The sequence below is a fragment of the Polynucleobacter sp. Fuers-14 genome (assembly GCF_018882045.1).
Taxonomy (GTDB): domain Bacteria; phylum Pseudomonadota; class Gammaproteobacteria; order Burkholderiales; family Burkholderiaceae; genus Polynucleobacter.
Genome location: NZ_JACVPG010000005.1, coordinates 20,007 through 35,151, shown reverse-complemented (window position 1 = coordinate 35,151; position 15,145 = coordinate 20,007). Strand labels below are relative to the sequence as shown.

12 protein-coding genes and 1 pseudogene are annotated in these 15,145 nt (G+C 46.7%); 12 read left to right on the top strand and 1 reads right to left on the bottom strand.

From position 1 onward, the window contains the following. The first annotated feature begins 4 nt into the window (after positions 1-4). The 8 genes and pseudogenes from ICN40_RS03065 (at position 5) to ICN40_RS03030 (ending at position 9,457) form a co-directional block, all read left to right on the top strand. Positions 5-1,264, top strand: coding sequence for an efflux RND transporter periplasmic adaptor subunit (locus ICN40_RS03065; RefSeq protein WP_216242123.1), 1,260 nt, complete (start codon positions 5-7; stop codon positions 1,262-1,264). Beyond that, positions 1,265-4,342 carry an efflux RND transporter permease subunit gene (locus ICN40_RS03060; protein WP_216242121.1) on the top strand — a complete coding sequence of 1,026 codons (3,078 nt, stop codon included), beginning with the start codon at positions 1,265-1,267 and terminating at the stop codon, positions 4,340-4,342. A 2-nt stretch (positions 4,343-4,344) separates the two neighbouring features. Continuing rightward, positions 4,345-5,130 (top strand): 5'/3'-nucleotidase SurE, encoded by a 786-nt coding sequence (gene surE, locus ICN40_RS03055; protein WP_216242119.1) that lies wholly within the window; start codon positions 4,345-4,347, stop codon positions 5,128-5,130. Positions 5,131-5,159: 29 nt separating this feature from the next. Beyond that, positions 5,160-5,783, top strand: a pseudogene (locus tag ICN40_RS03050) (protein-L-isoaspartate(D-aspartate) O-methyltransferase); the annotation flags it as partial. Between the two features lie 37 nt (positions 5,784-5,820). Continuing rightward, positions 5,821-6,582, top strand: coding sequence for a peptidoglycan DD-metalloendopeptidase family protein (locus ICN40_RS03045; protein WP_216242115.1), 762 nt, complete (start codon positions 5,821-5,823; stop codon positions 6,580-6,582). 24 nt (positions 6,583-6,606) lie between these two features. Continuing rightward, positions 6,607-7,428 (top strand): 3'-5' exonuclease, encoded by an 822-nt coding sequence (locus ICN40_RS03040; protein WP_216242114.1) that lies wholly within the window; start codon positions 6,607-6,609, stop codon positions 7,426-7,428. After that, complete coding sequence (gene rlmD, locus ICN40_RS03035) at positions 7,421-8,848, top strand: 23S rRNA (uracil(1939)-C(5))-methyltransferase RlmD (RefSeq protein ID WP_216242460.1); 1,428 nt, start codon at positions 7,421-7,423, stop codon at positions 8,846-8,848. The genes ICN40_RS03040 and rlmD overlap by 8 nt, the downstream gene beginning before the upstream one ends. A 51-nt stretch (positions 8,849-8,899) precedes the next feature. Further along, entirely contained in the window at positions 8,900-9,457 is a 558-nt protein-coding gene (locus ICN40_RS03030; RefSeq protein ID WP_216242111.1) for an outer membrane protein, read from the top strand. A 357-nt stretch (positions 9,458-9,814) separates the two neighbouring features. On the opposite strand, the gene ICN40_RS03025 is transcribed toward ICN40_RS03030, so the two are convergent. After that, complete coding sequence (locus ICN40_RS03025) at positions 9,815-10,516, bottom strand: Bax inhibitor-1 family protein (protein WP_215321835.1); 702 nt, start codon at positions 10,514-10,516, stop codon at positions 9,815-9,817. A gap of 260 nt (positions 10,517-10,776) precedes the next feature. Between ICN40_RS03025 and ndk the strand changes: the two genes are divergently transcribed. Genes ndk through hisS form a run of 4 tightly spaced genes read left to right on the top strand, consistent with a single transcriptional unit; the run spans position 10,777 to position 15,124 of the window. Next, positions 10,777-11,202, top strand: a complete 426-nt coding sequence (ndk, locus tag ICN40_RS03020; protein ID WP_071465494.1) for a nucleoside-diphosphate kinase — start codon at positions 10,777-10,779, stop codon at positions 11,200-11,202. Positions 11,203-11,248: 46 nt separating this feature from the next. Continuing rightward, positions 11,249-12,481 carry a 23S rRNA (adenine(2503)-C(2))-methyltransferase RlmN gene (rlmN, locus tag ICN40_RS03015; RefSeq protein ID WP_215321836.1) on the top strand — a complete coding sequence of 411 codons (1,233 nt, stop codon included), beginning with the start codon at positions 11,249-11,251 and terminating at the stop codon, positions 12,479-12,481. 28 nt (positions 12,482-12,509) lie between these two features. After that, positions 12,510-13,778, top strand: coding sequence for a flavodoxin-dependent (E)-4-hydroxy-3-methylbut-2-enyl-diphosphate synthase (gene ispG / locus ICN40_RS03010; protein ID WP_216242110.1), 1,269 nt, complete (start codon positions 12,510-12,512; stop codon positions 13,776-13,778). Between the two features lie 17 nt (positions 13,779-13,795). Continuing rightward, positions 13,796-15,124 carry a histidine--tRNA ligase gene (hisS, locus tag ICN40_RS03005; protein WP_216242107.1) on the top strand — a complete coding sequence of 443 codons (1,329 nt, stop codon included), beginning with the start codon at positions 13,796-13,798 and terminating at the stop codon, positions 15,122-15,124. The last annotated feature ends 21 nt before the right edge of the window (positions 15,125-15,145 follow it).

Sequence of the window (15,145 nt, the reverse complement as noted above, 5' to 3'; positions counted from 1 at the left end):
TGTTTTGAAGCATAAACTGATTGCCATTTACCAGCGAGCTCTTGCAGAAGCGCATAAGCTAAAAGTTCAATTTGTAGCGCGCATTGATGCGAATACAAATAATATCCATCGCTCCTATTGGGCGCTACCACCGGAGACGCGCGCTCGACTGCGTTTAGTGATCATTTGTATTTCAATTTTGATGCTGGGCATTGTGATAGGGCTATTTGTTAATGTGAACCGTCCAGTCAAGCTTGAAAAAAATGATAAGTCATTAAAGGTAGAGTCGTCTGGTGCGATGGAGTTAAAGCTCCCAGGTCTCAATTTAAATCCAGATGTTTATGTATTTACCGAGGCCATTAAATCGGATGTTCCAGTTGAGTTAGCTATGCCTGGTCGTTTGACGTTTAATGCTGAAAAATCGAAAGTGCTCTCGGCTCGAGCTGCTGGACGGGTTGAGCGGATTGACGCCTTTGATGGTGCGCAAGTAAAAGTGGGCTCTCCTGTTTTGGAGATGTATAGCCCAGATTTTATTTCTGCTCAGCAAGAATATCTACTGTCCTCTAAGACTACGAAGATTCTAGAGGGTAATAAAGCGATGGGTGATTTATTGTCGGATTCTCGTATTACACAAGAGGCTGCTGCCAACCGCATTCGTAATTTAGGTGCCGGTGATGGCGACATTCATTTCCTAGAAAAGACTGGTAAAACGCAAACCAACTTAGTGGTGCGATCACCAATTGATGGCGTGGTAGTGAAGCGTGCAGTAGAGCCTGGTGCTTTTGCCAACATTGGCGATGTTTTGGCCACCTTGGCAGATCCGAAGGCCTTATGGTTCTTGGGTAATGTATACGAGCAAGATATTGCCAAGATTCAAAAAGGTCAAACCATTATTTTGCGTACTGAAGCCTATCCGGACAAAGTATTCACTGCTAAAACTAATTTTATTGCGCCCACTCTTGATCCGGATACCAGGGCCTTAGTGATTCGTTGTGATGTTGATAATTCCGATGGTTTATTGCGTCCGGATATGTTTGCTTCGGGCAAGCTACAGGTTGGCTCATCGCAGGCTGTCGTTTTGCCACAGACTGCTATTGTGCGGGTTCGCGAGATGCGTTATGTCATTATCAGAACGGCCCCGGATACTTTTAGACGTTTTGTGGTGAAAGGTTTCGATCTTGATGGCAAACAATTTGCGGTGACCGAAGGTGTTGAGCCTGGTATGCAAGTATTAACGGATGGCGCGGTCTTGTTAAATGATCGTTTTGCGAAGCAGGAGGAGTAATTGAGTTTCGCAACGAACTTTCTAAGGAGCGTTTTAGATAAACGTGTTCTCATCCTCTTCGCTTCTTTTGTTTTATTGTGTATGGGCGGATATAGTCTCAAGCAATTGCCTATTCAGCCTTACCCTGGTGTAGCGCCGCTCACCATCCAAGCGATCTCCCAATGGCCTGGAAGAAGTACAACCGAAGTAGAGCAGCAGGTGACTATTCCAGTAGAAAATGCACTCGCTGGCATTCCCGGAGTTAAGGCATTCCGCTCGGTATCTCTCTTTGGTCTTTCTGTTGTCACACTCAAATTTAATGACAACGCAGATCCTTTTAAAGTACGCCAAATCTTTATTTCCAACTTGGGAAATGTGACTTTCCCCCCGGGCGTAAGTTCAAGTGTGAGTCCTGATTCGGATGCTACTGGCGAGATCTTGCGTTACCAAGTTAAGTCTGACTATGCGTCTCCAACCCGACTAAAGACTTTGCAGAACTATGAAATCTATAAAGAGCTCAAACAAACACCGGGAATCGCAGACGTTTCTTCCTTTGGGGGGAAGGTACGGCAGTACAACGTGATTGTTCGCCCAGAGAGCCTGCAATCTAAAAATATTACTGTGGCGCAGCTAATTGATGCCTTATCAAAGGCTAATGACAATACTGGCGGCGGTGTTTTGCCAAGTGGTGAACAGCAGTTTGTTGTACGCGGTGTCGGCTTGCTAAAGAATTTAGATGATATTAGGCGCGTGGTGATTGCTGTTAATAATGGCGTGCCCGTTCGTATTGGTGATGTAGCAACGGTAGAAATTGGCAATGCACCACGTTTGGGCTTGTTCCAGTTTGACGAAAATCCTGACTCAGTAGAAGGAATCGTCTATTTGCGTCGCGGCGAGAATGCCTCCGAAGTCTTGGCGCGAGTGCGTGAAAAAATTACCACAATCAATGCCCATGTATTGCCTCCTGGCATTGAAGTCAAGCCATTCTATGATCGTCAGGTGCTATTAGATATTACTGTCGGCACAGTAAAGCATACGATGTTCTTTGGCATCTCTATGGTCTTGATATTGCTGTATATCTTCTTAGGAAATTTTAGGGCCGCCGCAGTAGTTGCAGTTGTCATTCCGCTGGCACTGTGTTTCTCTTTCATCATGATGTACGTGTTTAACGTACCAGCTAATCTAATTTCTTTAGGAGCCATTGACTTTGGCGTGATTGTAGATGCCGCAGTGATCATCACTGAAAACGTTATGCGCCATCTAGAGGATGGCGGAAAACGCTTAAACCAAAGCATTATTTTGGCCACTGCCGAAGTACAAAGGGCCATGGTGTATTCCACCAGCATCATTATTGTTGCTTATTCCCCCTTATTTTTAATGGGTGGAGTTGAGGGAATTATTTTTAAGCCCATGGCCTTCACCATGGGCTTTGCGTTAATTGCCTCGATTATTTTGAGTCTGACATTTTTGCCGGCGGCGATTTCATATTCGTTTGGTGAAAACTTCCACCATGAGCCACCAAAATTTATCACTTGGATACTCAGTCGCTATAAGCCATTACTTAGACGTCTCATGGATCATCCTCGGCATGTAATTACGATATCTATTTTGGTGTTGGGGATTACTTTAATAAGCGCTACCCGTTTGGGTACGGCATTCTTGCCTACTCTTGAGGAAAACAATATTTGGTTGCGGGTTGTCTTGCCCAATACAGTAGATTTGGACTATTCCATTAGCATAGCCAATCAGCTGCGAGAAACCTTTACAAGGCAGCCTGAGATAGACCATGTTGCCGCCCAAATTGGGCGCCCTGATGATGGTACTGACTCTACCGGGGTATTTAATCAAGAGTATGGTTTGTATCTGAAATCCCCAGAAGCGATGCCTAAGGGCACTACAAAAGCCGACCTCTTGAAACGTTTACAGGGTGAGCTCAATCGTATTCCTGGAGTTTCCTTTAGCTTCTCTCAATATATTCAAGACAACGTGAATGAGGCTTTGTCGGGTGTCAAGGGTGAGAACTCGGTAAAGATTTTTGGTACCGATCTGAATATTCTGAATACTAAAGCTCATGAAGTTATTGATCAGCTTAAAAAAGTACGCGGTATTGAGGACGAAAGTATTTTGAGGGAGCTTGGTCAGCCAACCTTGAATATTCAAATCGATCGTGAGCGAGCGGCGCGATATGGTGTAAATGTCGGAGATGTTCAGACTGTAGTGGCGAATGCCATTGGTGGGGCACCAGTTAGTAATTTCTTGGAAGATGAAAAAACTTTTGGTATTGCGGTGCGTTTAAATGAGTCAAGCCGAAACGATTTACCCGATATTGCTAATTTACTGATTGATACCCCTTCAGGTGCCAGGGTACCTTTGGGTATGGTCGCCAATGTTGAATTAACTGATGGCCCATTCTTTATTTACCGCGAAGCTGGGAAACGCTATATTGCTGTGATTTTTAGTGTGCGTGATCGTGATCTTGGGAGTGCCGTAGAGGATGCTAAATATTTAGTGGAGAAGAATGTGGCATTACCCGCCAATTACTCTATTGCATGGGATGGCCAATTCAATCAAATGAAGGCTGCGCAGCAAAAGCTGATGGTCATTATTCCATTAACACTGGTGGCAATTTTCTTGCTGCTAGTGACTGCTCTAGGCAACTTCCGTGATGCCATCATTGTTCTGATTAACGTACCTTTTGCGGCTATCGGCGGCATTATCGCATTGCATCTTGGCGGTGAGACTTTAAGCATTTCTGCCTTGTTTGGATTCTTATCGTTATTTGGTATTGCGATTCAGGATGGCGTGATTTTGATTTCTTGTATCAATAAAACTGTTGCGCAAGAGCATGGCGCTATGAAAGATGCGATGGTTGATGGGGCTGCCTTGAGAGTGCGCCCTGTTCTGATGACCGCGATGCTAGCTGGCCTTGGTCTCTTGCCGGCAGCGCTGTCACATGCAATTGGTTCGGAAGCGCAGCGTCCATTGGCCCTTGTGATTGTAGGCGGAATGATCACCACAACTATTTTGACTTTACTAGTATTGCCAGTGATCTACGCAGCAATGAGAGCGCGTGGCAAACACAAACCAGGACTCGTTTAATCATGTCTAAGCAACCCCACATCCTGGTCTCTAATGACGATGGCTATTTAGCTCCTGGCTTGCTAGCTTTAGTAGAGGCGGTACGTCCCTTGGGTCGTATTACCGTGATTGCTCCTGAGCAGAACCATAGCGGTGCCTCGAATTCACTCACATTATCTAGACCATTGTCGATTCATCGCGTTGCTGGTGGCGAGCGGGATGGCTTTTTCTTTGTCAATGGTACACCAACCGATTGTGTGCACGTTGCCATGACAGGATTTTTGGATGAGAAACCTGACCTAGTGATCTCTGGCATCAATCAAGGTGAAAACATGGGTGAAGATACGCTTTACTCAGGCACTGTTGCTGCCGCAGTTGAAGGTGTGATGTTTGGTGTGCCAGGCATTGCTTTCTCGCAAATTGATCGCGGCTGGAATCGCATTGAAGATGCCGCTAAAGCGGCGCATGATGTAGTGGCCCAAATGCTGGTTTCTGCCTTGGCTCGTACTGAGGGTACAGCAACACTACTGAACGTCAACATCCCCAATCGCCCTTATGCTGATTTGTATCGCTGGCGTGTAACGCGCCTCGGTAATCGTCATCACTCTCAACCAGTAGTGGTGCAGGATAGTCCGCGTGGTGAGAAGATCTACTGGATCGGCGCTGCGGGCGATGTCAAAGAGGGTTCAGAGGGTACGGACTTTCATGCGATTGCTGAAGGATGTGTTTCGATCACGCCTATGCAATTGGATTTAACGCACCATGCTCGCTTAGCAGCGATGCGCGCGAATGGTTGGGATCGCGGTTGAAGGCTCCAACCGAACGCTTTGCTGTCTATCGGCAGGCCCTAGCAGCAAAAGTACATGCTGGCGGAGTAAGGCACGGTAAAACATTAGAGGCGATTGCCACCGTCCCACGTCACGCTTTTATGGATGCTGGATTACATGCGCAAGCCTACGAAGATACTGCGCTACCAATTGGTCACGAGCAGACTATCTCTAAGCCATCAGTAGTGGCACGCATGATTGAGTTGCTTCACAAGCCTAAACATAAACTTGGCAAAGTGCTGGAGATTGGCACTGGTTGCGGTTACCAAGCGGCGGTACTGAGTTTATTGGCAGACGAGGTTTACTCCATAGAGCGTATTCGTCCGCTACATGACATGGCAAGAGCTAAGTTGCGCCCATTTCGCATTAACAACCTTCGTTTGATCTATGGCGACGGTATTTTAGGTTTGCCTCAGGCTGCTCCATTTGATGGGATTATTTTGGCTGCAGCTGGCTTGGGTATTCCGGATGCCTTGCTAGATCAGTTATCGATAGGTGGACGCTTAGTAGCCCCAGTCGTCAAGAATGACAAAGAGCAGCAGCTGGTAATGGTTGAAAGAATGAGTTCCCAGCGCTATCAAAGAACTGTACTGGACGGGGTCTTTTTTGTACCCTTACAATCAGGGGTAGTATGAGATTTATGATGAATTCACCAATTCAGAACCCAATTTAATGTCATCCACTTTATTGAAGCTTTTCCTCGCCGCGCTCATGTCCTCATCTTTGATGTTGATGGTTGGATGTTCTACACCTCGCACTAAGCCTGCTAGCGTGACTGATCGTAGCGGTGGCTCAACTGAGCCTGCGCCCCCTGGTTACTATCGCGTTAAAAAAGGTGACACCTTGGCGCGCATTGCTTTGGACCATGGTCAGGCACCGCGTGATGTGGTGCAGTGGAACAAGACAGCCAATCCTAGCTTTAATCCCAACGTGATTGAGGTCGGTGACTTGATCATGGTTAAAGCACCAGCGGGAACTAAGCCCGCAAAAGTGGCTGAGAAAAAACCTGCAGCGGATAAAGCAGATTCAGTAGCCTCCACTCCTGAGTCAGCGAAAAACGAGGTAGTTGCTGAGCCAGGTATTCGTTTATCTTGGCCTGCAAAAGGTAAGGTCACCGGTGAGTTCAGTGAGGCAAATAAGGGGATCGATATTGCTGGTAAGGTCGGCGAGCCAGTTCTTGCCGCCTCTGATGGCAAAGTGGTTTACGCAGGGAATAGTTTGCGTGGCTATGGCAATCTCGTGATTATTAAGCACGACAACACCTATCTCACTGCTTATGCCCACAACAGTAAGCTCTTGGTAAAAGAGGGTGATACTGTTCGTAAGGGTCAGAAGATCGCTGAGATGGGCGATACAGACACTACTGCAGCCAAGCTGCATTTCGAGTTACGCGTTAACGGCAAACCAGTTAATCCAACGCCGTACTTGCAGTAATGTTGTTGGTCTAGGGTAGGCGCCATGGCGACCGTTCTTGTATTCGATATTGAAACCATTCCAGATGTCACTGGATTGCGTCGTCTGGAGGATTTTCCAGACTCCATGAGCGATACCGAGGTTGCTAGCAAAGTGATGGCTGAGCGCGCAGAGAAGACCGGTAGTGAATTTCTACCCTTGTTTCTGCAAAAGATTGTTGCTATCTCTTGTGTGATCCGCAGGACTACTAAAGAAGGTTTGCCACAAATTAAAGTGGGCACTCTAGGCACTCCGCAGGATGATGAGAAGGTGTTAATACAAGCCTTCTTTGATCTCATCGAAAAATATACCCCTCAATTGGTTTCTTGGAATGGCAGCGGGTTTGATTTGCCAGTGCTGCACTATCGCGCCTTAGCCAATCATGTGCAAGCTCCGCGCTACTGGGAGATGGGTGAAAGCCAGGATTCTGATAGCCGAGAATTTAAGTGGAATAACTACATCAGTCGTTATCACATGCGCCATCTCGACATGATGGATCTATTGGCTAAATTTAACGGCCGCGCTAATGCACCATTGGATGGCTTGGCCAAGCTCTGCGGTTTCCCTGGCAAGATGGGTATGGATGGCAGTCAGGTATGGCCTGCCTATCAGGATGGCAAGATTCATGACATCCGCCGTTACTGCGAGACTGACGTGGTTAATACTTATCTCATGTACTGTCGTTTTCAATTGCTGCGTGGTGGCTTTTCTCACGCTGAATATCAAGAAGAAATTGAGTTTGTTAAGTCTTATTTAGAAAAAGAATCTAAAGAGCCTAATGGCAGTCAATGGCAAGAATATCTGCAAGGTTTTTCTGCGGATGCGTAGAGGGGATAAGCCAGTCAATATAGAGGTGACTGAGCCAATTAAAGTCGAAGCGCTGGATTTGGATGCTCAGGGGATTGCACGCCTAGCCCCCAATGAGGAGGAGGCCGCCCAAGGTCAAAGCGGTAAGGTGATCTTTATTAAAGGCGCACTACCAACAGAGTTGGTCAGTTACACCATCACCAGTAATAAAGCGCGCTTTAGCAAAGCCAAAGTACGCGATATTCTGAAACCCGCTGTGTTTAGGGCGGAACCTAAGTGCAAAGCCTTTGGTGTGTGTGGTGGCTGCACCATGCAGCATCTAGATATTAGAGCGCAAGTAGCGATGAAGCAGCGTGTGCTTGAGGATGACTTGCAACATATTGCCAAGGTAAAGCCTGAAGAAATTCTGCGCCCGATGGGTGGACCTACTTGGGAATATCGTCACAGAGCACGTCTAAGCGCTGTCAATCGCTCCATAAAAAAAGGTACGGTACTGATTGGTTTTCATGAGGGTAAGAGTGGCTATGTAGCTGACATGCTAGCTTGTGAAATTTTGCCTAAGCACGTATCAGACTTATTGCCGCAGATGCGCAAGTTAGTGATGGGATTATCGATCGTTGACCGTATGCCGCAGATTGAGATTGCGGTTGGTGAGCCGGAAGATGTCTTCTCGGATGATCCCAAGAAATCAAAACCAGTTACTGCTTTAGTGTTTCGGAATCTCAAGCCCTTAACGGCTGAAGATGAGCAGCTTCTCCGAGAGTTTGCTGATCAGCACCAGGTTTGGGTTTGGCTCCAGCCTAAAGGCATTGAGACCGTCGCACCGTTTTATCCCGAGACCGGCAAGCTTTGTTATCGGCTGCCTGAGTTTGAGATAGAGATGCCATTTAAACCTGCGGATTTCACACAGGTAAATCATATGATGAATCGTGCCTTAGTCAGTAGGGCTATTCGCTTATTGGAAGTGAGAGAAACAGATCGAGTGTTGGATTTGTTTTGCGGTATTGGCAACTTCACATTACCGTTAGCCAGAAAAGCAAAACAGGTCCTAGGGATCGAGGGTTTGGAGAGTCTGACGACTCGAGCTAAAGCCAATGCAGAGCATAACGGACTCGTTGATAAGGCCAGCTTTATGCAAAGCGATTTATTCCAAGTTACAACAGAAACAATTGCATCGTGGGGCAAAGCAGAGCGTTGGTTAATGGATCCGCCGCGCGAGGGTGCGATGGAGATTTGTAAAGCGCTTGCAGAGTTGCATATTGCGCAAAGTGAATTATTGCCACAACGGATTGTTTACGTATCCTGTAATCCCAAAACTTTGGCGAGGGATGTAGAGATCTTGTGCCATCAGGCAGGCTACACATTAAGTAGTGCGGGCATTATTAATATGTTCCCCCACACCTCCCACGTGGAGTCTATGGCTGTTTTTGATAAAGCCTAGCCTTTTGATATAGTAGCCAGTAATATATAAAAATAAGTATCAAGGGGGTAGTTGCATGAAAAAATAGCAATTTTGCTATGGGCTCTTTCTGCGCCTATTGCTTATGGTCAATCGCAAAACTTTGAAGGTTTTGGTTTGTCTGTGGACTACGCATTAAATTCTATTACTGATGTTTCAACACCTGGCGGCTCACAAACTAGTCGAAGCGGAATTCCCAGTATTACTGCTGACGCATACAAGGCTATAAATAATCAATGGCTAGTTGGCGCCTATGGTAGTTATGATTTGGCTACAACGGATACTGCGGGCTCTGATCCTGATGCACAGCACCCCATCGAAGCAGGCGGAAAAGTAGCTTATGCGTTTACTGAAAATTTATTGGGCTATATCAAGCTTGGATGGTCTTGGTCGAAGTACTCATCACCCGGTTACTATCAATGGTTGAATGGACCTAGTTACGGAATTGGTGCCGAATACCTGCTCACCAAGCATCTCTTTACTAGAGTAGAGGTATCGCAACAAAACTATAAAACCATTCAATGGAACGATGGCTCAACCGACAAGGTTAATATCAATTCCTATGGCGTTTCTTTGGGTTGGCGCTTCTAAACTTTCATTCTCGAGTGTTCCTGATGCTTAATAATTGCACCAAAAGGGCGCTAAATTAGTGCATCAAGCCTATTGATGGTGCGGCATTCTCAAAACCACTGTCTTACAGAAGAGTAGATTGAACTTGTGCAGTGGCGTATCACTGCCAACCCTTTTTACCTTCGGGAGCGCGTCATGAAAGCCTCAGATAGTTTTGCAATCTTATTGATCTTGCTTGCGCTATCCTATGCTGTGAGTATGTTTGTAGCAACTTAATTATTTAGCTAAACAAACAGACTAAATAGCAGTAGTAAAAAAGGCGCCCGCAGGCGCCTAATGAGAACAACACACTAAAGTTTTAGCGTGTCTTAATCTCCCTTAATCTCGATTACCACCAACAATACCCAAGAGGGCAAGTAAGTTGGTGAAGACGTTATAGACATCTAAATAAATAGCCAGAGTAGCCATGATGTAATTTGTCTCGCCACCATTGATGACGCGTTGAACATCAACCAGGATGAAGGCTGAGAAGATGGCAATGGCTAACACCATCACTGTCAACATCAACGCTGGTAATTGCAGCCAGATATTTGCCAATGAGGCAATGATCAAGAGAAGTACGCCTACCATCAAGAATTTGCCTAGGCCAGAGAAATCACTCTTGCTCACTGTTGCAATGGTTGCCATTGTGGCGAAGATTGCAGCCGTACCGCCAAATGACAACATGATCAATGTCGCACCATTGCTATAGCTATTGAGGGTGAAGCCAATCAAGCGGGACATCATGATGCCCATAAAGAAGGTAAAGCCCAGGAGCAGGAGAACGCCCACGCCTGTATCTTTATTCTTTTCAATTGCCCAGAAGAAGCCAAAGGCTACGGCCATGAAGACGATAAAGCCAATAAATGGACTACCAGAGAAAAGGCTTAGACCCATGGCCACTCCAAGCCAGGCGCCAATCACGGTTGGAATCATGGAGAGCGCCAAGAGGGCATAAGTATTACGGAGAACGCGGTTGCGCACCTGGACATTACTAATTGAGCCGGTTTGGCCAAAGCCGTAAGAGTTCAGATCACTCATATTGACTCCTTCTTTTTCATAGTGAATACAAGAGCCCATGAAGGGCTGTTGAGGTTAAGTATAGACAAAACACCCTAATTTCAAGCCCCCATAGAAAAGACCTACAAATTAAAGGCTTATGCCCTGTAAATTCAAGGGCTTAGCCCTACAGACATAGGGGTAAATACGGTCAGGCAATGTATAATTCGGGGGTCGCTGGAGTGGGGTGGCTTATTGACCTCACCTAGCAAATACCTTTGAAATCACTATTGGAGTCTTGCATGGCAATTGAACGCACCCTTTCTATTATCAAACCTGATGCTGTCGCTAAAAACGTCATCGGCAAAATCTATGACCGTTTTGAATCCGCTGGTTTGAAGATCATTGCTTCCAGAATGGCGCATTTGTCACAAAATGAAGCTGAGCAGTTTTATGGCGTTCATAAAGACCGTCCTTTCTTCAAAGATTTAGTGAGCTTCATGATTTCTGGTCCTGTGATGATTCAAGTGTTGCAAGGCGAAGGCGCTATTGCTAAGAATCGTGACTTGATGGGCGCTACTGATCCGAAGAAGGCAGAAAAAGGCACAATCCGTGCTGACTTTGCTGACAGCATTGATGCAAATGCGGTTCACGGTTCTGATGCTCCTGAAACAGCTGCTGTGGAAGTTGCATTCTTCTTCCCTGGCATGAATGTTTTCAATCGTTAATCAACGATTGCTAACGAACAACCTATTTAATTTATAAGTAGGCGCAGTGACCTCCCCGCGCGTAAATCTCTTAGATTTTGACGCTGACCAAATGGCAGCGTATGTCGCGGGGTTGAATGAAAAGCCCTTTAGGGCAAAGCAACTCATGCAGTGGATACACCAACGCGGTGTAGCTGACATTAATGATATGAGTGATTTAGCAAAAAGCTTTAGAGCAACTTTGCTAGATAAAGCTGAAGTACTTTCCCTCCCCGTTATCAAAGATGAGCATGCCAATGACGGCACACGCAAGTGGCTATTGGATGTGGGCGCTGGCAATGCGGTCGAGTCTGTGTTTATTCCTGAGGATGATCGAGGCACCTTGTGTATCTCTTCTCAGGCAGGCTGTGCAGTCAATTGCCGTTTTTGCTCAACTGGGCACCAAGGCTTCTCACGCAATCTGACTTCTGGCGAAATCATTGGCCAACTCTGGTTTGCTGAACATCTTTTGCGTAATGACCCCGAGGCTATTCGCAGAATTGAAAAGTTTCCAACGCCAGGCTGGGAACACACGGGTCGTGTGATTTCAAATGTGGTGATGATGGGCATGGGTGAACCCTTGCTCAACTATGACAACGTTGTATCTGCATTGCGCTTGATGCTGGACGATAGGGCGTACGGTTTATCACGCCGTCGTGTGACAGTTTCTACATCAGGTGTAGTGCCGATGATTGATCGTCTCGCACAAGATTGTCCAGTAGCGTTGGCGGTTTCATTGCATGCACCCAATGACGCATTACGTGATCAATTAGTGCCACTCAATCAAAAATATCCCCTGCGTGAACTGCTTGATGCGTGTGAACGTTACTTACCATTTGCGCCAAGAGATTTCTTGACCTTTGAGTATTGCATGCTCGATGGCGTGAATGACTCTGACATCCAAGCAAAAGAATTAGTGCGCTTACTTAGAAACATTAAGTGCAAAATTAATCTCATCCCATTTAATCCTTTCCCGGAGTCTGGCCTCAAGCGCTCATCAGCCCAACGCGTCAATGCTTTTGCCGGTATCCTTTTAGATGCGGGCATGGTGGCTACTGTGCGTAAGACGCGCGGTGATGACATTGCTGCCGCCTGTGGTCAGCTGGCAGGGGATGTAGTCGACCGCACCCGTGTGCGTGAACGTGCTGTTCACAATACTGAGATCGAGCTCACAGAGGTTGGGTCGGATGAAGAGTTTGATGAGGATACCAATCTGGGGCCAAACGAGCATCCCATCGAGTGGCTCAAAAAGCTTAAGTAAAAAATGAGAACCCAACCCATAGATCCTAATGAGCTCTAATCAATCATTGCCACCACTGCCGCTGGGCCCATCCCTTAAGCGTGCAACGCGTCAAGCAACCGTTGCCTGGAAAACCAACATCATTACCGTTGGTGGGGATGCACCAGTACGTGTGCAGTCAATGACTAATACCGATACTGCGGATGCGGTGGGTACTGCAATTCAGGTAAAGGAATTAGCCCGCGCTGGTTCGGAGATGGTGCGTATCACTGTCAATACTCCAGAGGCTGCTGCTGCAGTTCCCTATATTCGTGAGCAGTTGGACAAGATGGATGTCTTGGTGCCATTGATTGGCGACTTCCATTACAACGGGCATACTTTATTAAATGATTTTCCGGAGTGCGCTAAAGCCCTCTCGAAGTACCGCATCAATCCAGGCAATGTGGGTAAGGGCGCCAAGCGCGATCCACAATTCGCGCAAATGATTGAAGCCGCTTGCAAATACGACAAGCCTATTCGAATTGGTGTGAACTGGGGTAGCTTGGATCAAGAGCTTCTGGCTTCGATCATGGATGGCAATGCAGCTCTGGCAAATCCAAAAACTGCTCAAGAAGTGATGATTGAGGCTTTGATTCAGTCGGCTTTGCAGTCAGCAGAAAAAGCGGTTGAGTTTGGCATGGATCCCGATCAAATTTTGCTTTCTTGCAAAGTCAGTAATGTTCAAGATTTAGTTGCTGTGTATCGTGATCTGTCACGTCGCTCCGACTATCCGCTGCACTTAGGTCTAACTGAAGCAGGCATGGGTAGCAAAGGCATTGTTTCCTCTACTGCAGCAATGGGTATTTTGTTGCAAGAAGGTATTGGCGATACCATTCGTGTTTCATTGACGCCTGATCCAGGCGCTCCTCGTGAAAATGAAGTCATCGTTGCCCAGGAAATATTGCAAACCATGGGCTTGCGTAATTTCACACCGATGGTAATTGCATGTCCAGGTTGCGGAAGAACAACTAGCACCACCTTCCAAGAGTTGGCAGCGAATATCCAGTCTTATTTGCGTCAACAAATGCCTATTTGGAAGAAAACCCATCCTGGCGTAGAGAATATGAATGTCGCCGTGATGGGCTGTATCGTGAATGGCCCAGGCGAGAGTAAGCATGCCAATATTGGTATTTCATTGCCTGGAACGGGTGAAACCCCTGCAGCCCCAGTGTTTGTCGACGGAATTAAGGTCAAAACCCTGCGTGGTGAGAAAATTGCCGAAGAGTTTCAGGTGATCGTAGATGACTATGTCAAACAAAACTACGCTGCCAAGCTTTAACAAGAAGAATAATAAAAATGACTGACGAGAACAAGCAAACCAAAGTCCAGAAAACGCAAAAGATAAATGGCGTGCGCGGTATGAATGATTTACTACCGGCAGATGCTGCGCAGTGGGCTCATCTTGAGCATGTATTACGTGATTTGACTCGTGCTTACGGCTATGAGTTTTTGCGAACACCCATTGTTGAGGCAACTGCAGTATTTCAGCGTGGTATCGGTGAGGTTACCGATATTGTTGAAAAAGAAATGTATTCGTTCGAGGATCGCTTGAATGGCGAGCAACTCACCTTACGCCCTGAGGGTACTGCCGCATTAGTGCGCTCTGTAATTGAAAATAATTTGTTATACGAAGGGCCTAAGCGTCTTTGGTATACCGGCCCCATGTTCCGTCATGAGCGCCCACAGCGTGGTCGCTATCGCCAGTTCCACCAGTTTGGTGTTGAGGCCTTAGGCTTTGCCGGACCTGATATTGATGCTGAAATCATTCTCATGGGTCAGCGTTTATGGGACGAGTTGGGATTGAAGGGCGTTCGTTTAGAAATGAACTCCCTAGGTCAGGCCCCTGAGCGTGCTGAACACCGCGCCGCATTGGTTACTTACTTTGAGAAAAATCAATCGCAGCTAGACGAAGATTCACAGCGTCGTCTCATTACCAATCCCTTGCGTATCTTGGATTCTAAAAATCCAGAGATGCAGGCATTGATTGAGGGCGCACCAAAATTATTGGATTTCTTGGGCGAAGAGTCGCTGAAGCATTTCAATGCGGTACAGGCATTAATTAAAGCAAATAACATCCCCTGCAAAATTAATCCTCGTTTAGTTCGTGGCCTTGATTACTACAACCTCACTGTATTTGAGTGGGTGACTGATGAATTAGGTGCTCAAGGCACTATTGCTGGCGGTGGACGCTATGACCCATTAATTGAGCGTATGGGAGGCAAAGCCGCGCCGGCTTGTGGTTGGGCGATGGGTATGGAACGGGTTCTAGAATTAATGAAGGTTTCTGGATCATTGCCAGAAGCTCAGGCTCAATGCGATATTTTTGTATTGCATCAAGGTGGCGAGACGTTGACTGCCTCCATGATCATCGCTGAACGCTTGCGGAGCGCTGGAATCGATACCATCCTGTTCTGTCCTCCTGATGGTCAATCAGCCAGCTTTAAGTCCCAAATGAAGAAGGCTGATAGTAGTGGGGCTGCCTTTGCGGTCATTATTGGACCTGATGAATTAGCCAAGAATGAGGTGCAACTCAAGGACTTGCGCGGTACGGGCGAGCAGAAGTCTGTACCCCTGGATGATGTCTTAGGTGCTGCAATTGATGCCTTGGTAGGCGCCTCCGAATAGAATTAAGCTAATACATACTAA